This window comes from Azoarcus taiwanensis (assembly GCF_012910885.1).
In the GTDB taxonomy this organism is placed as follows: domain Bacteria; phylum Pseudomonadota; class Gammaproteobacteria; order Burkholderiales; family Rhodocyclaceae; genus Azoarcus_F; species Azoarcus_F taiwanensis.
In genome coordinates this window covers 18,023-40,736 of sequence record NZ_WTVM01000019.1, presented here as the reverse complement: position 1 = coordinate 40,736, position 22,714 = coordinate 18,023, and the positions used below count along the sequence as shown (strand labels likewise).

The 22,714-nt window shown below is 62.8% G+C and carries 23 protein-coding genes; 13 read left to right on the top strand and 10 right to left on the bottom strand.

From position 1 onward, the window contains the following. From GPA21_RS05035 to GPA21_RS05005, 7 genes are all read right to left on the bottom strand, one after another. Positions 1 to 409, bottom strand: a 409-nt coding sequence (locus tag GPA21_RS05035; protein WP_168987124.1) for an FAD-dependent oxidoreductase, incomplete at its 3' end; no start/stop codon positions are given. 11 nt (positions 410 to 420) lie between these two features. Then, on the bottom strand, positions 421 to 1,659 hold the full coding sequence (padG, locus tag GPA21_RS05030) for an NADH-dependent phenylglyoxylate dehydrogenase subunit alpha (RefSeq protein WP_168987123.1): 1,239 nt from the start codon (positions 1,657 to 1,659) through the stop codon (positions 421 to 423). 76 nt (positions 1,660 to 1,735) lie between these two features. Continuing rightward, positions 1,736 to 2,038, bottom strand: coding sequence for an NADH-dependent phenylglyoxylate dehydrogenase subunit delta (gene padF, locus GPA21_RS05025; RefSeq protein WP_168987122.1), 303 nt, complete (start codon positions 2,036 to 2,038; stop codon positions 1,736 to 1,738). After that, positions 2,035 to 2,607, bottom strand: a complete 573-nt coding sequence (gene padE, locus GPA21_RS05020; RefSeq protein ID WP_168987121.1) for an NADH-dependent phenylglyoxylate dehydrogenase subunit gamma — start codon at positions 2,605 to 2,607, stop codon at positions 2,035 to 2,037. Before padE ends, padF begins: the two co-directional genes overlap by 4 nt. A 30-nt stretch (positions 2,608 to 2,637) precedes the next feature. Continuing rightward, positions 2,638 to 3,516, bottom strand: a complete 879-nt coding sequence (locus tag GPA21_RS05015; RefSeq protein ID WP_168987120.1) for a DmsC/YnfH family molybdoenzyme membrane anchor subunit — start codon at positions 3,514 to 3,516, stop codon at positions 2,638 to 2,640. Then, positions 3,513 to 4,163 carry a 4Fe-4S dicluster domain-containing protein gene (locus tag GPA21_RS05010; RefSeq protein ID WP_168987119.1) on the bottom strand — a complete coding sequence of 217 codons (651 nt, stop codon included), beginning with the start codon at positions 4,161 to 4,163 and terminating at the stop codon, positions 3,513 to 3,515. The genes GPA21_RS05015 and GPA21_RS05010 overlap by 4 nt, the downstream gene beginning before the upstream one ends. Further along, positions 4,160 to 6,901 carry a molybdopterin-dependent oxidoreductase gene (locus tag GPA21_RS05005; protein ID WP_168987118.1) on the bottom strand — a complete coding sequence of 914 codons (2,742 nt, stop codon included), beginning with the start codon at positions 6,899 to 6,901 and terminating at the stop codon, positions 4,160 to 4,162. The genes GPA21_RS05010 and GPA21_RS05005 overlap by 4 nt, the downstream gene beginning before the upstream one ends. Positions 6,902 to 7,310: 409 nt before the next feature. On the opposite strand from GPA21_RS05005, the gene GPA21_RS05000 reads away from it, so the two are divergent. Beyond that, entirely contained in the window at positions 7,311 to 7,967 is a 657-nt protein-coding gene (locus GPA21_RS05000) for a CBS and ACT domain-containing protein (protein WP_168987117.1), read from the top strand. Positions 7,968 to 8,076: 109 nt separating this feature from the next. On the opposite strand, the gene GPA21_RS04995 is transcribed toward GPA21_RS05000, so the two are convergent. The 3 genes from GPA21_RS04995 to GPA21_RS04985 are packed head-to-tail and all read right to left on the bottom strand — an operon-like array spanning position 8,077 to position 11,176. Beyond that, on the bottom strand, positions 8,077 to 8,619 hold the full coding sequence (locus GPA21_RS04995) for a ferritin-like domain-containing protein (protein WP_168987116.1): 543 nt from the start codon (positions 8,617 to 8,619) through the stop codon (positions 8,077 to 8,079). After that, positions 8,616 to 9,455, bottom strand: coding sequence for a 2-oxoacid:ferredoxin oxidoreductase subunit beta (locus tag GPA21_RS04990; protein ID WP_168987115.1), 840 nt, complete (start codon positions 9,453 to 9,455; stop codon positions 8,616 to 8,618). Before GPA21_RS04990 ends, GPA21_RS04995 begins: the two co-directional genes overlap by 4 nt. 2 nt (positions 9,456 to 9,457) lie before the next feature. Beyond that, positions 9,458 to 11,176, bottom strand: coding sequence for a 2-oxoacid:acceptor oxidoreductase subunit alpha (locus GPA21_RS04985; protein ID WP_168987114.1), 1,719 nt, complete (start codon positions 11,174 to 11,176; stop codon positions 9,458 to 9,460). 334 nt (positions 11,177 to 11,510) lie between these two features. Between GPA21_RS04985 and had the strand changes: the two genes are divergently transcribed. The 12 genes from had to GPA21_RS04925 all read left to right on the top strand — a co-directional run bounded on the left by had (position 11,511) and on the right by GPA21_RS04925 (position 22,630). Continuing rightward, positions 11,511 to 12,584: a 6-hydroxycyclohex-1-ene-1-carbonyl-CoA dehydrogenase gene (gene had, locus GPA21_RS04980; protein WP_168987113.1), complete on the top strand. Its 1,074-nt coding sequence runs from the start codon at positions 11,511 to 11,513 to the stop codon at positions 12,582 to 12,584. Positions 12,585 to 12,613: 29 nt separating this feature from the next. Next, positions 12,614 to 13,747 (top strand): 6-oxocyclohex-1-ene-1-carbonyl-CoA hydratase, encoded by a 1,134-nt coding sequence (gene oah, locus GPA21_RS04975; RefSeq protein WP_168987112.1) that lies wholly within the window; start codon positions 12,614 to 12,616, stop codon positions 13,745 to 13,747. Beyond that, the gene (locus GPA21_RS04970; RefSeq protein WP_168987111.1) at positions 13,747 to 14,523 is read left to right on the top strand and encodes a cyclohexa-1,5-dienecarbonyl-CoA hydratase; all 777 of its coding nucleotides are present in this window, start codon (positions 13,747 to 13,749) and stop codon (positions 14,521 to 14,523) included. Before oah ends, GPA21_RS04970 begins: the two co-directional genes overlap by 1 nt. Positions 14,524 to 14,525: 2 nt before the next feature. Next, positions 14,526 to 15,686, top strand: a complete 1,161-nt coding sequence (gene bcrC, locus GPA21_RS04965; protein ID WP_168987110.1) for a benzoyl-CoA reductase subunit C — start codon at positions 14,526 to 14,528, stop codon at positions 15,684 to 15,686. Between the two features lie 2 nt (positions 15,687 to 15,688). Next, positions 15,689 to 16,987, top strand: coding sequence for a benzoyl-CoA reductase subunit B (gene bcrB, locus GPA21_RS04960; protein ID WP_168987109.1), 1,299 nt, complete (start codon positions 15,689 to 15,691; stop codon positions 16,985 to 16,987). A 10-nt stretch (positions 16,988 to 16,997) separates the two neighbouring features. After that, on the top strand, positions 16,998 to 18,317 hold the full coding sequence (gene bcrA, locus GPA21_RS04955) for a benzoyl-CoA reductase subunit A (RefSeq protein WP_168987108.1): 1,320 nt from the start codon (positions 16,998 to 17,000) through the stop codon (positions 18,315 to 18,317). Between the two features lies 1 nt (position 18,318). After that, positions 18,319 to 19,161 carry a benzoyl-CoA reductase subunit D gene (bcrD, locus tag GPA21_RS04950; protein ID WP_168987107.1) on the top strand — a complete coding sequence of 281 codons (843 nt, stop codon included), beginning with the start codon at positions 18,319 to 18,321 and terminating at the stop codon, positions 19,159 to 19,161. Between the two features lie 25 nt (positions 19,162 to 19,186). Further along, positions 19,187 to 19,432, top strand: a complete 246-nt coding sequence (locus GPA21_RS04945) for a YfhL family 4Fe-4S dicluster ferredoxin (protein WP_168987106.1) — start codon at positions 19,187 to 19,189, stop codon at positions 19,430 to 19,432. A gap of 12 nt (positions 19,433 to 19,444) precedes the next feature. Continuing rightward, positions 19,445 to 19,912 carry a GNAT family N-acetyltransferase gene (locus GPA21_RS04940; protein WP_168987105.1) on the top strand — a complete coding sequence of 156 codons (468 nt, stop codon included), beginning with the start codon at positions 19,445 to 19,447 and terminating at the stop codon, positions 19,910 to 19,912. A gap of 36 nt (positions 19,913 to 19,948) precedes the next feature. After that, positions 19,949 to 20,494, top strand: coding sequence for a GNAT family N-acetyltransferase (locus GPA21_RS04935; protein ID WP_168987104.1), 546 nt, complete (start codon positions 19,949 to 19,951; stop codon positions 20,492 to 20,494). Positions 20,495 to 20,524: 30 nt separating this feature from the next. Further along, entirely contained in the window at positions 20,525 to 21,232 is a 708-nt protein-coding gene (locus GPA21_RS04930) for an SDR family oxidoreductase (protein ID WP_168987103.1), read from the top strand. Positions 21,233 to 21,481: 249 nt separating this feature from the next. Continuing rightward, the gene (locus tag GPA21_RS04925) at positions 21,482 to 22,630 is read left to right on the top strand and encodes an ABC transporter substrate-binding protein (protein ID WP_168987102.1); all 1,149 of its coding nucleotides are present in this window, start codon (positions 21,482 to 21,484) and stop codon (positions 22,628 to 22,630) included. The last annotated feature ends 84 nt before the right edge of the window (positions 22,631 to 22,714 follow it).

The following is a 22,714-nucleotide window of genomic DNA, read 5'->3' as shown; positions in this document are numbered from 1 at the left end:
GCCGGGTCGCGTCGGCAAGCGTGCGCAGCACATGGAAATCGACGCGGTCGATACCCGGAATCGGTGGAATCGCCGGCGAGGCACCGGTGGCAAGCAGTGCACGCCGGTAGCCGATGCAGCTACCGTCGGAAAGATCCGCCGTGCTGCGGCCGGCGTGCAGTGCCTTTAACGCGGTGGCTCGCCGGTAGCTCACCTTGTTGCGAGCGAAGAAGTCGTCGTCGCGCAAGTACACGCTGTCGGGGGCGGAGCGGCCGGAAACCACATAGGGCAAGACAGTCGGGGAGTACGGAAGCTCGGGGTCGCGTGTGACCAGGGTCAGGCTGCCTTCGGGGTCGATCATGCGGATCGCGGTAATCGCCTCGAGTGCGGCGTGACTGCTGCCGACGACGAGGTAGTCGGTATGTTCCATGGTGATCTCCGTCAGTCGTTGGCGTTGAGCCAGACCGGTTCGTCCGGTGCGGGACCGTCGAGCAGGGCTTCGGTGGCATCGATGACGCGGTGGAAATGCTCGAGGGTCAGGTCGGCGCCGGCCAGGCCCCCGATGAAACTGGCGGTGGGCAGGTGGCGGCCAAGCCGGTAAAGCACGCCCAGCGTTTCGCGGTACATCGGGCCGCAGTTCCAGCGGAAGTCCACCGCGCGGTCGACCACACCGAGGGCTTTGATGCCGGACAATGCCTGTTTGAGCGCCTCGACCGGGAACGGACTGAAGGTCTTGATCTTGACCAGACCGACTTTCTTGCCGGCCTCGCGGGCTTCATCGACCGTGTCCTTGGCCGCGCCGGTCATGCTGCCGAGGGTCATGAGCGCGAATTCGGCGTCGTCCATCCGGTAGGATTCGACCAGTGGTGCAAAACGGCGCCCGAAACGCTGTGCCCATTCCTCGTGCGCTTCGGTGATTACGCGCAACGCGTTCTGCATGCCGCGGCACTGGCCGCGACGGTAGCGCACGAAGGACGACGGCCCCTTGCCACCAGAACCTCCGGTGAGCGGGTCCACCGCCATCGGTCGCAGTGGATCGAGTGCGACGTGCCAGTTGACGTTCTTGTCGCCAAGGAATTCGTCCACCTCCGCCTGGTCGGGCATCTCGACCCGCGAGGCCCCGTAGGAGAGATAGTTGCCGTCAAGGCATACGTTGACCGGCAGCATTACGTCATGGTGTTCGGCGATCTTGAAAGCCATCACGGTGGTGTCGAGCACCTCCTGGACCGACTCGCAGTAGATCTGTATCCAGCCGGCCTCGCGAACCGTCATCGCGTCCTGGTGACCGCCCCACACCGATTGCGGCGTGATCCCGTCGCGCGTGACGATGGTCATCACCAACGGCAGGCGCATGCCCGGTGTCCGGAAGTAGGGCTCGAACATGAACGCCAGACCGGGGCCGCAAGTGGCAGTGTAGGTTCGTGCGCCCGCCAGCGCCCCGCCCTGCAGCGCGGAAAGCACGGAATGTTCGCCCTCGGCGTCGACGATGTCGGCATCCATTCGGCCTTCGGCAATAAGCTTGGCGACATGCTCGACCAGCGAGGACTGTGGCGTGATTGGATACACCGCGACCATGTCGGGACGCGCCAGCGCGACGGCGAGGGCTGCCGCTTCGTTGCCTTCGCACAGGATCACCTTGTTGCCAGTGGCTTGCGGTGGCGTTTCGATGATGGTGCTCATGCCAAACCCTCCTGTCGCTGGATCACCGGACGCAGGCTGTGGCGGCCGACCGATGAGAAACTCGTTCGCGGGCGCATCACTTCACCTCCGGAATCATGACGATCGCCCTTTGCGGGCACTCGGTGGCGCAGATGCCGCAGCCCTTGCAGGTATCGAGATTGAAGTCGAACCACGCCGCATGTTCCTCGACGCACTGCACCGGACAGTAGAGCCAGCAGACTGCGCATTTGACGCACTTGTCGCGGTCGACGACAGGCCGGAAGCTGCGCCAGTCGCCCGGCATCATCGGGCTGAGTTCGGTTGCGACCGGACACAGGTCGTCCGGAACGTTGGCGACCTTCAGATCGAAGGTCGGATAACGGTGATGGCGTTCGCTCACAGTGTGACCCTCCGGTCGATCGTGTGCACCACGGTTTCGGCGTAACCGCGCTCCAGTGCGGTGAGGTTCTGGGCGAGGCCTGCGTCGCGGAACTCCGAATCCCTGATTGCCTGCCTGAGAGACTCGAGCGACACCACGCCGGTGGTGCGGGCAAAGGCTCCGAGCATCAGGGTGTTGGTAATCGAGCGGCCGAAGATTTCGTTGGAGATTCGGACGGCGTCGCACAGACCGACGGTGGCGACGACGTCCGGGATGAAGAGTGCGTCGAGCGGTTTCTGGGTGGTCTGGACAAGCGTGCCGCCGGGTTTCAGGCCGGCGAAGATGTCCACCGAGTTGGCCACGGTGGGGTCCACGCAGATGATGCAATCGGGATGATAGATGTTGGTCATCTGGCGGATCTCGCGATCGCTCGCGCGCAGAAAGGACACCACCGGGGCGCCGCGACGCTCGAAGCCGAATGAGGGGATCGAAACCGCGTACTTGCCCTCGGCGACCAGCGCCATCGCGAGCATCTCGGCGGCGAGAACCGCACCCTGGCCGCCGCGGCCGTGAATTCGGACTTCGTACATGCCATGTTCTCCTTGATCGGGGCGGTCGAATCAGCTCCAGCCCGGTTTGACGCCAGGGCGTGAGTGCCCCGGTGTGCGGGCCGGCACACGCTCGAGCGCGAAACCCTGGGTGTAGGCGAAGCGTGTGATCAGCGCTGCCTTGAAGTGCCAGCCCGTTGCCAGCACTGCGGCGCCGGCCAGAGCCAGCAGGGTGGGTGCGAAGGCGGGCACGAGCAGCGCAATCACGGCCAGCGTAGCCGGCAGGGCGTGACCGACGATGACGAACAGCCGGTGCGTCGCACCGATCTCCTGCAAGGCCTTGCGGGGCGCGCCGTTCGGGCGCTCCAGGCGGGTACGGTAGCGACGCCACAGCAACAGACGCGCGACGATCAACAGCAGGAGTGGTAGCGCGAACAGGGCGCCCGGCGCGTTTGCCAGGAAGAGCGCGAGGATCGCGAACAGGCCCGCACCCTCTGCCAGACCGGTGGCGACGAGCAGCGGTACGATCGAATCCTCGCGCCACGCCGGAATGCCTTTGGACGCCGACACGATGCGTGCTTGGCAGTAGAGAAAACCCAGGCCGGTCAGGGCGGTGAGCCATGCCAAAGCAATCGAACCCAACCAGGCTGCCGTGAGGCCGAGCGCGAACAGTGGCATTGCGATCAGGCCTTCGCGGGTCATCCACGAGGTTTTTGGGTGAAGAAGGACGTTCAGTGCGCGAAGGGGGCGGCCGATCTCGGCCCATACGCACACCAGCCCGACGCCCACACAGAAGAGCGCGAGCAGAACAGGTCCCAGCAAGGATGTGCCGTGAGCGCTTGCGCTCATTGCGGCCCACAGGAGCAGGCCGGTGCCGGTGCCGCCGCCGATGAAATTGGCCGCGGCACGCATGTCCCAGACTGCCTGGAGTTGCGGTTCGACGCCTCTCATTGTTTCTTGTCCCAAAGGTAGTAGAAGCCGGGACCGGTGCCCAGCTCCTCGTGCATGCGGAAGGACTCGTTCTCGCGCAGCAGTTGCGAGGCCCGGCTGTTCGGGTCTTCGATGTCCCCGAATACCAGAGCGCCGGCGATGCAGGCGTTGGCGCAGGCTGGCGTCGCGTCCGGGTCGACGCCGGGTTTCAGGCCCTTGGCGAGGCCATCGTCAATGCGGTCGACGCAGAACGTGCACTTGGTCGCGACGCCAATCTTGCCGGGGTCGGCGCGCTTGTCCTCGTTCGGGATCGCTCGGTCCCCGAAGGCGTTCTGGCGCTCGGTGACCTTGTAGCGCGCGAAGTACGGACAGGCGACTGAGCAGTACGCGCAGCCAATGCAGAGGTCGTAATCGATGGTCACGATGCCGTCGTCGCGCTTCCTGGTGGCGGTGGTCGGGCACACCGCCTCGCAGGGCGGCTCCTCGCAGTGTTGGCAGCCCACGGGCAGGAAGGTCCGCGACACGTCGGGATAGTCGCCTGCCTCGACGTCGAGCACCCAACGCCACTGCACCCCCGGCGGCGTGGCGTTGGTGTGCCGACAGGCGGCGGTACAGGTCTGGCACCCGACGCAGCGGCGCAGATCCACCACCATGGCGTAGCGTGTCATTGTGCACCTCCGATCCGCTTGATCGATACCGGCACGATGTCTGCTGCCGAGCCGGTTGCGTCGGTGAGGTCCATGAGCATCGGCACCAGGCTGTTCATGCTGGGCATCTCGAAGCCCTTGGCATAGGGGGTGATCCAGTGATCGAACTGACCGATCATCAGCAGCGTGTCGGGGCGGATGCCCTGTAGCAGTACGACCCGGCCGCGCGTCTCGCGCAGCGGCGACCGAACCTCGACGAGGTCGCCATCCTCGATGCCCAGTTCGGCCGCCCGCCCAGCGTTCATGATGACTCCGCGGTGGCCCTTGATGTTCTGGGATATCTCGCGAACCATCTGCAGGCTGACGTTGCCACCCCACGAGTACTGCATGCTTCGTGCGGTCAGCAGCCAGAAGGGGTAGTCTTCTTCGCGCCCGCCGAGATTCGAGAGCACGGCGCTTTTGATGAGCGCGCTGAAGTCGTGGAACACCGGGAGCGGCTGATACTCGAGCAACTGCCGATCCCACCAGTCGATGCCCGACTCGTGCAAGCGGTTGCCCAGCTCCTGCCCGATGCGGAAGATGCGCTCCTGATAGGGCAGTTCGAAGCGCATGTTGTTGTCGACCAGGTGCGGGTACAGGAACCACTGCAGTCGCGGGTAGTCGATGGTGCGGAAACCATGCTCCTGCCACCAGTCGAGGCCATGGTCCTCCTCGCCTTCGGTGAGTTCGGCGCTGGCCGCGCGGCAGCTCGCGTCCCAGATGGTTTCGACGGAGTGCGGAGTGGCCGGATCCAGCGTGAAATCGTAATTGGGCCCCTTCAGGGGCACGCCCGCGGCCCCGCGGTTAATTGCCTGGTTGTACTTCTCGAGGATGCCGGATCGACGAGCAAGCTCGGTCGCGATCCAGGTGAAGTCGCGTGCCTCGCCTTGCGCCGGCACTGCGGGCTGGCGGAGCGCGAAACCCTGGTGATCCCAGAATTGCTCGACGTACTTCGTGCCGCCGATGCGGATCATCTGCAAACTTTCAAGATCAGTGCAGTCCGGCAGCAGCACGTCGGCGAAGTGATTGGTTTCGTCGTGGGTGTAGGCGAAAGCCACCACGAACGGGAATTTCGCCACCACGTCGGCGATCGCGGGGGTGTCCCAGAACGAAATGACCGGGTTCGTACGGTAGAAGAACCAGACGTCCGGCTGGGTCGGCTCGGGGAAGTTCTCGAAACGGTGCCGCTGCTGCATCCATGCGAGGTGGGTCGGACCGAGTGCAGCACTCCATGCGGAGTTGGCGACCAGCGGAACGAGTGTGCGATTGGCGTTGCGGATCTGCGGGCGGGAGATCCAGTTCTCCTTGTCGGTCGGGTTCCACGGGTAATCCATGAAACCGTCCAGCCCGGGCTTTGCGCTGCTCTGGCGATCATTGGCCGGGCGGTTCAGGCGCACTGCGGTGCCGATGGTGCCGCCAGGCACATCGAGCGCACCCACCAGACAGGCGAGCAGCGTGCGTGCCCAGCAGCAGTCGTAGCCGCCCCAGCCATTGTTGACGGTCTTGCCGAGCGTGACCGCGACCGGCCGGAAGGGCAGGGTTCGACCTTCGATCTCGATGGTTGCGCCGACCTCCGCGTGGTCCAGGTATTCATTGGCCACGCGTCTGATCGTCGCTGCCGGCACTTCGCAAATCGTCTCTGCCCATTCCGGCGTGAACGTGCGCTCGTGGTCAAGCAGCATCTGGAACGAGGTCGCTACCTCCACGCCGTCGTGCCTGAAGATCGCTTCGTCCGGTCCCACCTCGATGCCCGATGCCGTGAAGCGGCCATCCAGTGCGGGATCGTTGCCCGGCGTGTCGAACGGCACGGCCTTGCCCTGGGTCAGGTCCCAGACAAGCGGCTTGCGCGTGTCGGGATCGCGGAGGTAGTAGCCGTTCGGGCCGACCAGGTAACCCGATGCGGTCATGTGTTTCAGGAAGGGTACGTCGAGACGCTCGCGATCGTTCTCGTGAATCAGCACGTAGATCATCGCGTGCATGAAAGCCGCGTCAGTCTTCGGCTTGATTGGCACCCATTCAGCCGAGCAGCCGCCGGTGACCGAAAGATGCGGTTCGATCTGTACGCGCTTGACGCCCTGCTCCACACGTGCGTTCGCATGCCGCCACACGCCGCAGACGCCGCCGGAAGCCTCGATATTGCTGCCGAAGGAGACGATGTAGCGTGTGCGGGGCGTGTCCGGGCACACGATGAATGCGCGATGCCACAACTCGCCGTACAGGTGCTCGGAGTGATAGCACTTGACGCCCTGACCGCTGCCGAAGCTCAGATCCACCGGGCCCCATGCGCTCAGAAAGGCGGGAAAGGTACCCATGTACGCGGTTGGTGTCCCGCCGCCGCCGAAGCTTGCGGCCAGCCGGGGATAGCCGGCGCGGTCAAGCAACCCCTCGGCGCGGACTTTGGTGAGCTTCTCGGCGACCAGGTCGAGCGCCTCGTCCCAGGTGATCTCGACGAAACCGGGATCCTCGTCCTTGCCCTTCTTGGGGTTGGTGCGCTTCATCGGCGCGAGAACCCGGTTCGGGTTGTAGGCCTTCTGGATAAGTCCGAAAGCTTTTACGCAAACGCGCCCATCGGCAGGGTGCACCCCCTGCGCGTCGAAGTTCGGCTCGATCGCGGTGGCGACGCCATCTTCAACCTTGACCTTGAGCAGATCCGGACCGGCCACGCATTGATAACAGTACGTCGCGACTTTGCCGGTTCGTTCCGGCGTGCTGGCCGTCATGTTTCTCCTCCTCATTCGTGCAGTTCCTCTGACGAGCTGAACAGCACCGACCGTGTAGAGCTGGAGTCGAAAGCTGGTGGATGCCCGGATGCGTGTGGGCAGTCACGCAGATTCTTTGACCGTTGGGTCGATTCTATTTTGGGGAGACTCTGCATCCGTTGACATAGGTCAACAGATGACGTTTACGTCAACGCAAATAAATATTGTGCTTGCGTTGACGTGCACGTAAAGTTCATGTGATCGTCACTGGTGTACAAGCGGTGCGGAGTTCATGGCTTTTGGACTACACTGACCGCGCCCGCAATGGACAGACCGGTGTGTGAGACCTGACGGGAACGCGCGGTGTCGGCGTTCCTTCGATGAATCAAGCGCGGCAAGCGTTCGCGCGATAGTGGATGGGAGTTCTGATATGTACGTTGAAAACATCATGACCCATGACGTCGTCACCGTGGCCGCGGATGCCGAGTTTGGACAGCTGACCGAAATCATGCGCTTGAAGAAGGTGCGCCATGTGCCTGTGGTCGACTCGGAGCAACGCATCCTCGGTATCGTTTCGCATCGGGATGTCCAGCGCGCTCAACCATCGATGATCACCACGCTCGACATTGGCGAGATCAAGTACCTGTTGTCCAAGGTCAAAGCGGGCGACATCATGCACAAGAACGTCGTGACCTGTTCGCCGAAGACGCTGATCGAAGAGGCCGCACGCATGATGAGGCCGAACAAGATCGGCTGCCTGCCGGTGGTCGATGGCGGTCGATTGGTCGGCATCATTACCAGTGTCGATCTGCTCGATTTCTTCCTCGACATCACCGGCTGCTGGGTCGAGAACACCACGCGGGTCACGGTTCGACTGGCCGATCAGGCGGGACAACTGGCCGCGCTGCTGGCAAACGTCAATGCGCAGGGGGGGTATATCGTCGCGGTGGTTTCGCCGCGTACGCCGCAGGCAGAAGGGCGCCGCTCCGCGGTGATCCGCTTCGAGGCGACGGACCCCCAGACGGTGATCGACGGCCTGAAACAAGCTGGATACGACCTGACAGTGGACGAAACCACCGGCGGCTGAGCTTTTCACGCTCAAGAAAGTCCTACGCGGGTCACAAAGCCCGCGTAGGTGTGAAAAGCCACTGACTGATTTCACTCGACCAGAGGGCTCGGCAGCTGCGGTGCCTGCATCACTCCTGCAGCAGCGGCGGGTCCGGATCCTCGTTCCAGCCCTTGGCTGGTGCTTCGAAGCGCGCCAGCCACTTCTCCAGCAGCGAGACGTGTTCAACCTCGGTTTCGCGCAGTTCGGACGCAAGCTTGCGCACGTCTTCGCGATCACTTTGCGAGGCGAGCTTCTCGTAGAACTCAACGCCGAGACGTTCATGCTTGAGCGCCAGCGCGATCGCGTGATAGGGCTGCATCAGATAATGCACTTCGCGTGCGCTCGGCGAGGGTGATTCCGGGCTTTCCGGCGTCTCCCAGGCGTAGTCCCACGGTGCAATGTGCGGCAGCTCCACGCCTTCGCTGAGTTCGGTCACATTGTGCACATGCAGCTGCTCGATCTCGGCGAGCTTTCGGAACAGCTGTGCGACATCGGGATTGTTGTGCACTTCCATCTGGTCGGCCAGTTCGTTGTAGCGCTCGACCGCTTCGGTCTCCATCGCAAGTGCATGGGCGAGCAACTGCTCGACGCTTTCGATCGGCTTGCCTTCTTCCTGCCCTGGGCTGCTCATATCCGGAACTCCTTCTCCAGGTCGCGTACTGACTCGACGCGAGCCTTCATGCTGGGTTGAAACGGTTTGCGATCGCCGCGGAAGAGAACGCCAATGTTGAAGCCGTCGTCGGTCATCAGCCGCCGCGCGGCACGTGCGGCATCGGTCGTGGCGTCCACAGGTGCCTGGCGAATGCCGGCCTTCCAGTCCCGTTGTTCCGGCCGGAAGGTCACGCAGGGGCTGAGAATCTGCACGAAGGAAAAGCCCGGATGCCGTATCGCCTCGGCGATCATGCGAGCCGAGTGGTTGGGGTCGCCTGAAAAGCTGCGCGCGATGAAGTTGGCGCCCGAAGCAAGTGCGATCACCAGCGGACGGAACGGGTTGATGCCCGTGCCTTCTGGCGTGAGTTTGCTTTTCTCCCAGTCCGGTGCCGTGGTGGGCGATGCCTGCCCTTTCGTCATGCCATAGACCTCGTTGTCCATGACGATATAGGTCATGTCGACGTTCCTCCGGCACGCATGCATGAAATGATTGCCGCCGATCGAAAAGCCGTCACCGTCACCGCCGGAGGCGATGACCGTCAGCTCCGGGCGGGAGATCTTGAGACCTGTGGCGATCGGCAGCGCGCGACCGTGTACCCCGTGAAAACCGAACACATTGGTGTAGGCAGGGATTCGGGACGAGCAGCCGATGCCGGACACGAGGGCGACGTTCTCGGGTGGCACCGACAGTTCCGCCATCGCTTTGGTGATGGACGAGAGGACCGAATAGTCGCCACAACCCGGGCACCAGACCGGTTTGACGTCCGACTTGTAATCGCGAGCACTAAAGCTCGGACATGCAGAGACTGCTTCCATGATCAGCTCCAATTGGCCAGTTGACCGAAGACTTCGGCGGGACGGATGGGCAGCGGGCCCGGGCGGTGGAAGGCCCGGACGCTGCCGGGCAGGTCGTAATGCGCGCGCAGGTAACGATGGAACTGTGCCCCGTGGCTTTGCTCGACGATCAGTACGCGCTTTACGCCATCGAGTGCGGCAGCCAGTTTCTCAGGCTGGACCGGCGACAGCAGACGAACGGACACCAGGCGCGCCTGGTTGCCTGCCTCGCGCCAGCGCGCGAGCGCCTCGCGAACCGGACCAGTGGTCGAACCCCATGTCACCACTGCGATGTCGCCTTCTCCCTCGATATCGGCCCAGTGCTCGCCGTAGTCGTAGGCGGTGAGTTTGCGCAGGCGCTTGTCGAGCTGGGTGCTGTGATCCACCGTATGGCTCGACGGGGTGCCGATCTCATTGTGCTCCAGGCCGTCCGCCGTGTACTGATAGCCCTTCATGCCGGGCTGCGCCATTGGCGATACGCCCGAAGGAGTGTTGAGATAGCGGCGGTAACGCCCTTCGAGCGGACCTTCCGGCCGCAGGCGGCAGGCAAAAAAGCCTGGATCGGCGGGTGCTTCGATCGTCGCACGGCTCTGACCAAGCGATTGATCGGACAACACGATCGCCGCAGTCTGCAGTGCCTCGGCAAGCTGGACCGCCCACTGAGTGGTGAAGGCGCAATCGGCAAGCGTGTTCGGGGCGAGCACGAGGTGGGGCGCGTCACCGTGAAGGCCGTACAAGGCGATGTTCAGGTCGCTCTGCTCCGACTTGACCGGGATCCCGGTCGACGGGCCGCCGCGCATGACGTTGACTACGACGATGGGCACCTCCGACGCGACCGCGAGGCCGATCGACTCCATCATCAACGCCAGCCCTGGACCCGCAGTCGCGGTAAGCGAGGGTGTGCCGCCGTAGGATGCGCCGATGATCTGGTTGATCGAGGCGAGTTCATCCTCGGCCTGGACCAGCACACCGCCGAGTTTCGCGAGATTCGGCGCCAGCCACTCGAGCACTTCGGTGCCCGGCGTAATCGGATAAGCCGCGACGAAGCGGATGCCGCCGCGCACTGCGCCGAGGCCCGCTGCCTCGTTTCCAGTGATGCTCCACAGCGACTCGGCTTTGACGCCATCCGTTTCGAGACGTGCGGACGCCGGCAGATTGGCCGCATATTCCATTCCCGCGCGCATCGACGCTTCGCTGGATGTCAGCGCCTCGGCACCCTTCTTCTTCAGTGCCTCGTGCAGCACAGAGTTCACCGCGTCTTCGGGCAGTCCGATCAGCGCGGCCACTGCGCCGAGAGCGATCATGTTTGCGCGTCCGCCTGGGATGTCCTTGCTCATCTTCTTGAAGGGTATTTCGGCGCGGCGGGTGCCCTTCGCGCTGATCTGCTCGGGGAAGTCACCTCCTTCCGGGTCGCCGAGGACCAGTCCGTCGGAAGTCATCGGGATCTCGGCCGAAAAGCGGCCAACGTTCTGCCAGTCGATGGCGACCAGCAGGTCGAAGTAGTCGTCGTGAGACTCGACCGGCTCGGTGGACAGGCGCAGCATCGCCGCGGCTTCTCCGCCGCGAATCTGAGCACCTGACGAGCGAGTCATGTAGCCGTGCCATCCGGCGCGTCCGGCTGCGTCCAGCAACATGTTGCCGGCTGTCATCACGCCGGCGCCGCCGCTGCCGGCGAAGGTTATTGAAACCGATCGGGCTGTCATTCGTGTTCTCCAGGTTCAAGCGCTGACCGGCGAGGCCGGTCCGGAAACTGCCAACAGGACGGAGGGTTCAGCCTTCGGGCGGAAGTCTCCGCGACGCCTTTGCTACAACGACCACTTATCGGCTACCGAGGGTGGCGAATTGTCTCATTGACGGGTTCGAAGTTTACGTTGACGCAAACGTCACTTTGTTGACATAGGTCAACCCCCCTCCTTTCACTCTCAATTAACGTTTGCACAACCGCCCGGTAACGCTTCACGTATGCCGAGACGGAGTTCCAGCTGCAAAGTGACGTTCACGTCAACGTCCGAAGCGGAAAGCAAACGGAGGAGTGAGATGAGCAATTCCCCTTATCGATGGCTGATGTCCGGCGTGGGTGAGCCGATGGTGCGCTCCGAGTTCGAGGTCGGCGAGCTCGACTCGAACGATGTCGTCGTCGAGATCGCGGGCTGTGGCGTGTGCCATACGGACCTGGGTTTCTACTACGACGGTGTCCGCACCAATCATGCGCTGCCGCTCGCGCTTGGTCACGAGATCAGCGGGCGTGTCGTCAAGGCGGGTGCTCAGGCAGGCGAATGGATTGGGCGAGCAGTCATCATCCCGGCTGTCATGCCTTGTGGCGAATGTGAGCTGTGCCAGGCCGGTCACGGCACGATCTGTCGCAACCAGCTGATGCCGGGGAACGACATTCAGGGTGGCTTCGCGTCGCACATCGTCGTGCCGGCACGCGGACTGTGTCCCGTCGATGAAGCGCGTCTTGCCGCCGCTGGACTTCAGCTGGCCGACGTCTCGGTGGTCGCCGATGCGGTCACGACGCCTTACCAGGCCGTACTGCAGGCAGGGGTTGAGCCCGGCGATCTGGTGATCGTCATCGGCGTCGGCGGCGTCGGTGGCTACGCGGTCCAGATTGCGCGAGCCTTTGGTGCGGAGGTGGTTGCGGTCGATGTGGACCCGGTGAAACTCGCACTCATGAGCAGGCACGGAGCAGCGCTCACATTGAACGCTCGTGAAGTCTCCGGTCGTGACATGAAGAAGGCGGTCGAGGCTCACGCCAGATCCAATGGGCTGCGGATGACGCGCTGGAAGATCTTCGAGTGCTCCGGTACCGGTGCCGGTCAGAGCAATGCCTTCAGTCTGCTGACCTTTGGCGCGACCCTTGCCGTGGTCGGCTTCACGATGGACAAGATCGAAGTCCGGCTATCCAACCTCATGGCGTTCCACGCGCGCGCGATGGGCAACTGGGGGTGCTTGCCCGAGCACTATCCGGCCGCACTCGACCTGGTCCTGAACGGCAAGATCGATCTCGCCAGCTTCGTCGAGCGACACCCGCTGGACCGTATCAATGACGTCTTTGCCGACGCACATGCGCACAAGCTGACGCGGCGCGCGATTCTCACGCCAGCCGCCTGAGCCATACGGATTCCCAAGGAGACAGCCCAATGAACCAAACCACTGCGACGCTCATCGAACAACTCGCCCCCAAGCAACTCGCCGACCACAACCTCGTCCCGCAAACCGTAATGCCGGGCGTGCTCTACGAGAAGCGCCCGGCGCGCAATCGCGCCGGAGAGATCGTGCCGGATCTGTACAACGCATGGATCACTCTCGACAACCCCAAGCAGTACAACTCGTATACCACTGATATGGCCAAGGGCCTGATTCTCGCCTTCAGGGCCGCGTCAATGGCGCGCGACGTGGTCGCGGTGGTGTTTACCGCGACCGGCGACAAGGCTTTCTGCACCGGTGGCAACACCAAGGAATACGCTGAGTATTACGCTGGCAACCCCCAGGAGTATCGGCAGTACATGCGTTTGTTCAACGACATGGTGTCGTCCATTCTGGCGTGCGACAAGCCGGTCGTGTGTCGCGTGAATGGGATGCGTATCGGCGGTGGTCAGGAAATCGGCATGGCGGCGGATTTCACCATCGCGCAGGATCTTGCGAACTTCGGCCAGGCCGGCCCGAAGCATGGTTCCGCGGCAATCGGTGGTGCAACCGATTTTCTGCCGCTGATGATCGGATGCGAACAGGCGATGGTCTCGGGCACCCTGTGCGAGCCGTTCTCGGCGCACAAGGCCTATCGTCTGGGAATCTGCACTGAAATCGTCCCGGCGCTCAAGATCGACGGCAAATTTGTGCCGAACCCGACTGTGATCACCGATCGCTATCTCGACGAGTTCGGTCGCATCGTTCATGGTGAGTTCAAGACCGGTGAAGCGCTAGCTGAGGGCAAGGCGCTGCTGAAGCAGGGCGAAGTCGATCTTTCGCTGCTGGATGAGGCGGTGGAGAAACTGTGCGCCAAGCTGCTCGACACCTTCCCTGAGTGCCTCACCAAGAGCTTTGAAGAGCTGCGCAAGCCCAAGCTCGATGCGTGGAACCGTAACAAGGAAAACAGCCGAGCCTGGCTCGCCTTGAACATGATGAACGAAGCTCGGACGGGTTTCCGTGCGTTCAACGAAGGCAACAAGGACACCGGTCGCGAGATCGACTTCACGGCCTTGCGGCGCGCACTGGCGAAGGGCGTGCCCTGGACGCCGGAACTGATCGACAGCCTGATGCCGGGAGCCGAGTGATGAGCGAGGCCACTTCCCCGCTGAAGGTCTGGCTGGAGCGCGACGACGGTCTTCTGCGTCTGCGCCTTGCCCGACCGAAGGCCAACATCGTCGATGCCGCCATGATCGGCGCACTGCAGGCCGCACTGCAGGCACATCTCGGCGCGACATCACTGCGTGCGGTGCTGCTCGACGCCGAGGGGCCGCACTTCAGCTTTGGCGCAAGCGTTGAGGAGCATCTGCCCGGGCAGTGCGCCGAAATGTTGAAGAGCCTGCATGCCTTGATCCGCGTGATGCTCGACAGTCCGGTGCCGATCATGGTCGCGATCCGCGGCCAGTGCCTGGGTGGCGGGCTCGAGGTTGCGGCGGCGGGGAACCTGCTGTTCGCGACTGCGGATGCAAAGTTCGGCCAGCCCGAGATTCGCCTGGGCGTGTTCGCGCCTGCGGCCTCCTGCCTGCTGCCGCCGCGAATCGGTCAATCCCGCGCGGAAGATCTGTTGTGGTCCGGGCGCAGTATCGATGGTGCCGACGCGCATCGCATCGGACTCGTCGATGGCCTTTTCGACGACCCCGAGGCTGCGGCCCTGGCGTGGTACGACGAGCATCTGGCGAAGCTCAGTGCCAGTTCGCTGCGTTTCGCAGTCAAGGCGGCGCGCGGCGATCTGGTCGAACAGATCAAGCAAAAACTGAACACTGTGGAAGCCCTCTATCTTGGCGATTTGATGGCGAGCCACGATGCGGTGGAAGGGCTGCAGGCCTTTCTCGAGAAGCGTCCAGCAAACTGGGAGAACCGTTGACCATGAGTACCGCAGAAATCATTGCGCGCTGTGAGGCGCTATACGACGACCTCGACTTTACCGCCTCCCGGCAGTGGAAGGAGGCCGATCCCGATCGTAAAGTGATCGCCTACATGCCGGTCTATGTGCCGCGCGAGATCATCCATGCGGCCGGCATGTTGCCCCTGGGCATCATGGGCGGCGGTGACCAACTCGAGGTGATCCACGGCGACGCCTACTATCAGAGCTATATCTGCCGGATTCCACGCTCGACCATCGAACTCGGCCTGTCCAAGCGCATGGACTTTGTCGATGGCATGCTGTTCCCCAGCATCTGCGACGTGATCCGCAACCTGTCAGGGATGTGGAAACTCATGTTCCCGGGCAAGTACGTGCGCTACTTCGACGTGCCGCAGAACTACCGCGACGATGTCGGTGGCAACTACTACGTCAATGAACTCAATGAGTTGCGCGAGGGGCTCGAGGAGTTGTCCGGGCGCAAGATCACAGACGACGCGCTGCGCGCCTCGATCGAGGTCTATAACGAGAACCGCCAGCTCGCCATGGACGTTTATGCGATGCGCTCGCGTGAGCCCTGGAAGGTTCCGTCGGCCGATGTGTATCTGCTGATGCGCGCCGGCCTGGTGTTGCCGGTGGAAGAGCACAACCAGATGCTCAGGGACTACCTTGCGGCCGCGGAGAAAGTCGATGCGCCCAAGCGCGACAACTGCCGGGTCGTCATCAATGGTTCCTTCTGCGAGCAGCCGCCGCTGAACCTGATCAAGTCCATCGAGCTCTCGGGCTGTTACATCGTCGATGACGATTACATGCTGGTGCACCGCTGGCTCCAGAAACCGGTGTCGACCAGCGGCGACCCGATGGAGAACCTGGCCCTCGCCTTCCTGCACGAATCGGCCAGCACAGCCGCCAAATATGACACCCAGGAAGAAGACAAGGGCATGTTCCTGCTCGAGCAGGTACGGAAGAATGCGGCCGAGGGCGTGATCTTTGCGGCCCCCAGCTTCTGCGATCCGGCGCTGCTCGAGCGTCCGATGCTCGCCGACCGGTGTTCGGAGCACAACGTTCCGTACATCTCCTTCAAGTACGCGGAGAACTCGGGCCAGATGCAGCCGATCCGCGAGCAGGCCGGCACCTTTGCCGACTCGATCAAACTGTGGAGCTGACCATGAACACGAAAGTGGATACCGAAGTCATCAAAGAGCCTTCCATGCTGAAGCAGAAGGACATGATCGCGGGCAACTACGATCGGCTCACCAGCACCAGGGAGTCCGGCGAGAAGATCGTATCGACCTTCGTCCCGGGCAACCTCAACGAGTTGATCATGTGTTTCGACATGGTCAATAACCTCCCCGAGACCAACGCCATCCAGAACGGTCTGCGCAAGCAGAGCGGCGCGATGATCATGGACGCGGAGAAGAGCGGGCACTCCGAGGACGTCTGTACCTACGTCAAGGCCGACATCGGCATGATGGGCCGCGGCAACATTGCGCCCAACGGCAAGCCGATGCCTGCGCCCGACATGTTGCTGCTGTCCTATACCGGTTGCTTCACCTTCATGAAGTGGTTCGAGCTGCTGCGCCACGAGTACAAGTGCCCGACGGTCATGCTGCAGATTCCGTATCAGGGCGACGGCAAGATCACGAAGAATATGCGCGACTTCGTCGTCAAGCAGCTCAAGGAAGAAGTGATCCCGATGTTCGAGCAGGTCTCCGGGGTCAAGTTCGACATCGACCGCCTGCGCGAATACCTGAAAAACTCCGCCAAGGCCGAGGATGATCTGGTGTGGGTACTCGAGAGTGGCAAGAACAAGCCATCGCCGATCGATGCGTACTTTGGCGGCGTGTATTACATCGGCCCGATCTTCACCGCCTTCCGCGGCACCGAGGATGCGGTCGAGTACTACGGTTTGCTGCGCAAGGAGGTCGAGGAGCGTCTGGCAGCGGGCAAGGGTCCGATCACGCCCGAAGGCGATCTCCAGGGCGAAAAGTATCGTCTCGTGGTGGAAGGCCCCCCGAACTGGACCAGTTTCCGCGAGTTCTGGAAGCTGTTCTATGACGAGGGCGCGGTCGTTGTCGCGAGTTCCTACACCAAGGTCGGTGGTCTGTATGACCAGGGTTTCCGCCACGATCCGAACGATCCACTCGGCACGCTCGCCGACTACTGCCTCGGTTGCTACACCAACAACAACCTGCCGCAGCGTGTCGAGCTGCTCGAGAAATACATCAACGATTACCAGGCCGACGGGTTGTTGATCAACTCGATCAAGAGCTGCAACAGCTTCTCCGCCGGCCAACTGCTGATGATGCGGGAGATCGAGAAGCGCACCGGCAAGCCGGCGGCGTTCATCGAAACCGACCTGGTCGACCCGCGTTACTTCTCGCATGCGAACGTCAAGAACCGCCTGGAAAGCTACTTCCAGATGATCGACCAGAAGCGCAGCGGTGCATCGCTGGCCGCCGCATAAGGAGCGAACCATGGAGTGTTTCATCGGAATCGACCTGGGTTCCACGACGACCAAGGCGGTCGTCATGGACGACAAGGGACAGGTACTCGGCCGGGGCATCACCAATTCGCGCTCGAATTACGATACCGCGGCGCGCGTGTCCAAGCTCGAGGCTTTCATTGACGCGAGGCTGAGCCTGATCCGACGTGAGCTCGACAAGGAGCCCGCGCTCGCGGGCCGCGTCGATGACGTGCTCGAGGGGCTGACCCGCAACTTTCGTCGGGAGCAGTTCATCGAGCAGCTCGGCGATCTCGAGCAGACGTGCATCAGCAACGTCGACGGGCCGCGCTTTGCCGGCATGGAAAAGCCGATCATCGAAGCGCTCACCGAGACCTTCCGCCGGTTACGCGACGACGAGGCCGACAAGCTGTTTGCGCCCGACGCGCAGCGTAAGTCCGACTTCTTTCGCGACATCGCCGGTTCGCGCTTCATGCAGATCGGCGAAGAGGTTGCCCGTGGCGGCGGGGTCAGTTTCGATCATCTGCTGCACATGTACGACAAGTCGATCATCGAGGTCGAGAACCGCCCGCCCTCCGGTGACATGAACCGCAAGTTCGTCAGTGCGATGGAGCGGGTGCGTGATGAGATCGCCGGTGAACTGCTCGATACCGCCGCGCTCGAAGCGCCGATCAAGGTGGCCCTCGATGTCGATATGAAGGAGCGCTACGTCGTTGGCACCGGCTACGGTCGCGTGAGGTTGCCGTTCCCGAAAGAGCACATCCGTTCGGAGATTCTCTGTCATGGCCTCGGCGCGCACCTGATGTACCCGGCGACCCGGACGGTGCTCGACATCGGCGGCCAGGATACGAAGGGCATCCAGATCGACGAGAAGGGCATCGTGGTGAACTTCCAGATGAACGATCGCTGTGCGGCGGGAACCGGACGCTATCTCGGCTACGTCGCGGACGAGATGAACATGGGCCTGCACGAACTGGGTCCGCTGGCGATGAAAGCGAGCAAGACCATCCGCATCAACTCGACCTGCACCGTGTTCGCGGGTGCCGAGTTGCGGGACCGGCTGGCGCTGGGAGACAAGCGCGAGGACATTCTCGCGGGCCTGCACCGCGCGATCATGTTGCGTGCGATGTCGATCATCTCGCGTTCCGGTGGCATCACCGACCAGTTCACCTTCACCGGCGGCGTGGCCAAGAACGAGGCGGCCGTCAAGGAGCTGCGACAGCTCGTCAAGGAAAACTACGGCGACGTGCAGATCAACATCGATCCCGATTCGATTTATACCGGTGCTCTGGGCGCTTCCGAGTTCGCCCGGCGTGCCGTGATGGAGGCATGACATGACAATCACAGCAGGCATCGACATCGGCACCGGCGCAGTCAAGACGGTTCTGTTCAGGGTTGAAGGCGACAAGAGCGAGTGGCTGGCAAAGCGCAACGACCGGATTCGCCAGCGCGACCCGTTCAAGCTCGCGGAGCAGTCCTACAACGAATTGCTGGAAGAGGCCGGCATCAAGGGTGCCGACGTCGATTACGTCGCGACCACCGGTGAAGGCGAGAGTCTTGCTTTTCATACCGGCCACTTCTATTCGATGACCACCCATGCGCGCGGCGCAATCTTTCTCAACCCAGACGCGCGTGGGGTGCTCGACATCGGCGCCTTGCACGGCCGGGCGATCCGCTGCGACGAACGCGGCAAGGTCGAGCAGTACAAGATGACCAGCCAGTGCGCCTCCGGTTCAGGCCAGTTTCTGGAGAACATCGCCCGCTATCTGGGCATCGCGCAGGACGAAATCGGCGCGCTGTCGCAGCAGGCCGACAACCCCGAAGTGGTGTCCAGCATCTGCGCGGTACTGGCCGAGACTGACGTGATCAACATGGTTTCGCGGGGGATAAGTGCGCCGAACATCCTCAAGGGGATACACATCTCGATGGCCGGACGGCTAGCCAAGCTGCTGAAATCGATCGGCGCCCGCGACGGTGTGGTGCTGGCCACCGGTGGTCTGGCACTCGATGAGGGTTTGATGACCACGCTCAACGAGTCGGTCAAGGAACAGAAGATGACGGTGCAGGCGCTGAACCACCCCGACTCGCCCTTTGCTGGTGCGATCGGCGCGGCGTTGTGGGGCGCATTCCGCCACGAAAAGCTCGCCCGCCTGGGCGAACAGAGGGTCGCCGCGTGACCATTCCTTACAGGAGGAAGCAATCATGGCTTTGATAATCAACGACGACTGCACGGCCTGTGATGCCTGCGTCGAAGAGTGTCCGAACGAGGCGATCCGCGCGGGCGATCCGATCTACGTCATCGACTCGATGAAATGTACCGAATGCGTCGGCGCCTTCGACGAGCCGCAGTGCCGGCTCGTCTGTCCGGCCGACTGCATCCCGGACGATCCGAATTATCGCGAGTCGAACGACGAGTTGATGACCAAGTACCAGAACCTGCACGGTTGAACGGGAGGCATCATGACCGCAACAGACAATGGCGTGAGCATGCGTCCGATGGTCGCGAGCGATCTGGAGCAGATCGTGCGGCTGGATCGTACGACCGGCGGTGAGGCCAGAACGGGCTTCTTCGAGCGCAGGCTGCGGGCGGAGCAGGCGCGCCCCGAGGGGTTTTTTTCGTGTGTCGCGCAGTCGGGCGACCAGGTGGCGGGATTCATCCTTGGGCACCTGCTCGACGGCGAATTCGGGGTCAAGGGCAAGGTTGCGGTGCTCGACGCGATCGGGGTCGATCCGGCGCTCAGGCGGCGCGGCCTCGCACGTACCCTGCTTGGCGAATTCGACCGCAGTGCCCTAGCGCGAGGCGCCAGTGAAATGCGAACTCAGGCGGAGTGGGATCAACCCGGCCTGGTCGAGTTCTTCTCAGCCGCGGACTTCAGGCTTGCGCCCCGCGTCGTGCTCGAGCGCCCCACCGAATTCGTGAGCTTCTGAAGCTGCCCGGAACCGAACCCAAGACGGAGACAAACGATGTCCAGTCGCCCCCATCCCACAACGAAACAGCTACTCGATCAGTTCTCGACCGAACCCGACTACAGTGACCCGAGTCCCGACGAATTCGAAGCCCTGTCACGCGACAAGGTTCCGGTGCGTTCGCTCGCTGCCGAGGATCTCCACGCCGTCGTGCGCATCGACCGTCACGGCACCGGCACCGACCGCATCGATTACTACCGGCGCAAGTTCGAAGAAGCCCTGGGAGACTCGGGGGTCCGGGTATCACTGGTCGCCGAACAGGACGACATGGTGGTCGGGTTCATCATGGCGCGGGTCGACTATGGCGAATTCGGCCGAGCGGCCACCAGCGCGGTGATTGACACAATCGGTGTCGATCCGGGCATGACCGGTCGTGAGGTGGGACGTGCGCTGATTTCTCAGCTGCTGGCCAACCTCGCATCGCTGCGCGTCGAGTCGGTGCGCACCGAGATCGAATGGAACCATTTCAGTCTGGCGCGTTTCCTCGAGCGCTGCGGCTTTCGACCGGGTCAGAAGCTCGCGCTGTCGCGTGCGCTGGCTTGAGTTCCACAAGGCTTGGCATGGAGGAGTGGCATGAGGCTTGATGACGGGATTCGCGGTCGCGTTGCCATCGTCACCGGCGGCGCGCGGGGTATTGGCCGGGTGATCACCGACGTGCTGATCGAGTGCGGCGCGACGGTACACGTGTTCGACATGGACGGCGACCACCCGGTCGCGACCGTGCATCAGGTCAACGTGGCTGATCCTGACAGCGTGGGCGCTGCAGTGGCTTGCCTTCCGCAACCCGCCACGATGCTGGTCAATAACGCCGGCATCACCCGCGATCGCAGCCTGCTGAAGATGAGCGACGCGGAGTGGAAATCGGTGATTGATGTCAATCTCGGCGGTGTCTTCAATCTCGTGCGCGCCTGTGCGCCCGCGATGGTTGCCTCGGGCAAGGGCCGCATCGTCAACATCACTTCAATCAACGGCATGCGGGGGAAGTTCGGTCAGGCGAACTACAGTGCTGCCAAGGCGGGGCTTATCGGCTTGACGAAGACCGCTGCGCGCGAGCTCGGGCCCAAAGGCATTACCGTCAACGCGGTCGCACCGGGAATGGTGATGACCGAAATGGCGCGTGCGTTGCCGGCGGAGGTGATCGATCGTGCCCGCAGCGAGGCCGTACTGGGCGAACTCGCCCGCCCGGAAGATATCGCTGCGGCAGTGGTTTTCCTGCTTTCGGATGCGGCCCGCATGATCACCGGTGAGGTGCTGCGTGTGGATGCCGGTCAGTATATGTGAGGCAAAGGACACGAATCATCATGCAGCCTGAGGCCGTTTGCCCCAGACCTGCCGAGGAGGCAAAAGCGTCACCCGTGTCATTGTCAGTTGGTACGAAGAGCTTCAGAAACAACTGTTGACTCCACGGTCGACGAATCAGCTACTATTGATCTCGTCAACCGTTGAGCTTCCAGGCTGAAATCGTTTGACCGTAGTGCCCGTCTTCGGACTCGATCCGATTGCGGTAAATCATAAACAGGAGGAGACGTCATGAAATTCAATAAGGCTTTGCTTGCCGCAATCGGGCTTGCGTTCTCGGTCGGCGCTGCGCACGCGCAGATCAAGGTTGGTGTCACCGTTTCAGCCACCGGACCGGCTGCTTCGCTCGGCATCCCTGAGCGCAACACGGCCGATCTGATGCCGAAGGAAATCGCCGGCCAGGCGATTCAGTACATTGTTCTTGATGACGCCTCCGATACCACCTCGGCGGTGAAGAATATCCGTCGATTCGTCGACGAAGATCGCGTCGATGTCGTGCTCGGGTCCACGACCACGCCGAACTCGCTCGCAATGATCGAGGTCGCGGCAGAGTCCCGCACGCCGATGATTTCCTGGGCTGCGTCCAGCCGCATCGTCGAACCGGTAGACGACGTGCGTCGCTGGGTCTTCAAGACGCCCCAGAACGACCAGCACATGGCGACCGCCATCATCGAGCACATGACCAACCATGGCATCAAGACGGTGGGCTTCATCGGCTTCGCCGACGCTTACGGCGAGGGCTGGCTCGAGCACTTCCGCACGCTCGCGGGGCTGCGCGGACTGGATGTCGTCAGCACGCAACAATACAACCGTACCGACACCTCGGTGACCGGGCAGGTGCTGCAACTCATCTCGGCAAACCCGGATGCGATTCTGATCGCAGGCTCCGGCACTCCGGCCGCGCTGCCGCAGCGCACGTTGGTCGAGCGCCGCTATGCCGGAAAGATCTATCAGACGCACGGTGTGGCCAACAACGACTTCCTGCGCGTGTGCGGTCGCGACTGTGAAGGTACCTTCCTGCCCGCCGGCCCGGTACTGGTCGCAGATCAACTGCCGGACAGCAACCCGGTCAAGGCGAGTGCGCTGACCTACATCCGTGCGTACGAAGCCGCGCACGGTGCCGGCAGCGTGTCCACCTTCGGCGCGCATGCCTGGGACTCCGGCGTATTGCTCGAGGCAGCGGTGCCCGAGGCGCTGAAGGTTGCGCAGCCTGGCACCGCCGAGTTTCGCGCAGCACTGCGCGACGCACTCGAGAACGTGAGTGAAGCCGCGGGTGCGCACGGCATCTTCAACATGAGTCCGACGGACCACCTGGGTCTCGACCAGCGCGCTCGCGTCATGGTCCAGATCCAGAACGGCACCTGGAAGCTCGCAGACTGATCCTGACCTGGAGGTCGGCTGAGGGTGGGCGTGGTGCCCACCCTCACGCGAGGTGCGTCGCGCCTCGTGACAGCGCCGGCAAGA

Excerpts from the sequence above, each read along its gene's own strand:
- padG (WP_168987123.1), bottom strand. The coding sequence starts at position 1,659 with ATGAGCACCATCATCGAAACGCCACCGCAAGCCACTGGCAACAAGGTG.
- padE (WP_168987121.1), bottom strand. The coding sequence starts at position 2,607 with ATGTACGAAGTCCGAATTCACGGCCGCGGCGGCCAGGGTGCGGTTCTC.
- GPA21_RS05015 (WP_168987120.1), bottom strand. The coding sequence starts at position 3,516 with ATGAGAGGCGTCGAACCGCAACTCCAGGCAGTCTGGGACATGCGTGCC.
- GPA21_RS05010 (WP_168987119.1), bottom strand. The coding sequence starts at position 4,163 with ATGACACGCTACGCCATGGTGGTGGATCTGCGCCGCTGCGTCGGGTGC.
- GPA21_RS05005 (WP_168987118.1), bottom strand. The coding sequence starts at position 6,901 with ATGACGGCCAGCACGCCGGAACGAACCGGCAAAGTCGCGACGTACTGT.
- GPA21_RS05000 (WP_168987117.1), top strand. The coding sequence starts at position 7,311 with ATGTACGTTGAAAACATCATGACCCATGACGTCGTCACCGTGGCCGCG.
- GPA21_RS04995 (WP_168987116.1), bottom strand. The coding sequence starts at position 8,619 with ATGAGCAGCCCAGGGCAGGAAGAAGGCAAGCCGATCGAAAGCGTCGAG.
- GPA21_RS04990 (WP_168987115.1), bottom strand. The coding sequence starts at position 9,455 with ATGGAAGCAGTCTCTGCATGTCCGAGCTTTAGTGCTCGCGATTACAAG.
- GPA21_RS04985 (WP_168987114.1), bottom strand. The coding sequence starts at position 11,176 with ATGACAGCCCGATCGGTTTCAATAACCTTCGCCGGCAGCGGCGGCGCC.
- had (WP_168987113.1), top strand. The coding sequence starts at position 11,511 with ATGAGCAATTCCCCTTATCGATGGCTGATGTCCGGCGTGGGTGAGCCG.
- oah (WP_168987112.1), top strand. The coding sequence starts at position 12,614 with ATGAACCAAACCACTGCGACGCTCATCGAACAACTCGCCCCCAAGCAA.
- GPA21_RS04970 (WP_168987111.1), top strand. The coding sequence starts at position 13,747 with ATGAGCGAGGCCACTTCCCCGCTGAAGGTCTGGCTGGAGCGCGACGAC.
- bcrC (WP_168987110.1), top strand. The coding sequence starts at position 14,526 with ATGAGTACCGCAGAAATCATTGCGCGCTGTGAGGCGCTATACGACGAC.
- bcrB (WP_168987109.1), top strand. The coding sequence starts at position 15,689 with ATGAACACGAAAGTGGATACCGAAGTCATCAAAGAGCCTTCCATGCTG.
- bcrA (WP_168987108.1), top strand. The coding sequence starts at position 16,998 with ATGGAGTGTTTCATCGGAATCGACCTGGGTTCCACGACGACCAAGGCG.
- bcrD (WP_168987107.1), top strand. The coding sequence starts at position 18,319 with ATGACAATCACAGCAGGCATCGACATCGGCACCGGCGCAGTCAAGACG.
- GPA21_RS04945 (WP_168987106.1), top strand. The coding sequence starts at position 19,187 with ATGGCTTTGATAATCAACGACGACTGCACGGCCTGTGATGCCTGCGTC.
- GPA21_RS04940 (WP_168987105.1), top strand. The coding sequence starts at position 19,445 with ATGACCGCAACAGACAATGGCGTGAGCATGCGTCCGATGGTCGCGAGC.
- GPA21_RS04935 (WP_168987104.1), top strand. The coding sequence starts at position 19,949 with ATGTCCAGTCGCCCCCATCCCACAACGAAACAGCTACTCGATCAGTTC.
- GPA21_RS04930 (WP_168987103.1), top strand. The coding sequence starts at position 20,525 with ATGAGGCTTGATGACGGGATTCGCGGTCGCGTTGCCATCGTCACCGGC.
- GPA21_RS04925 (WP_168987102.1), top strand. The coding sequence starts at position 21,482 with ATGAAATTCAATAAGGCTTTGCTTGCCGCAATCGGGCTTGCGTTCTCG.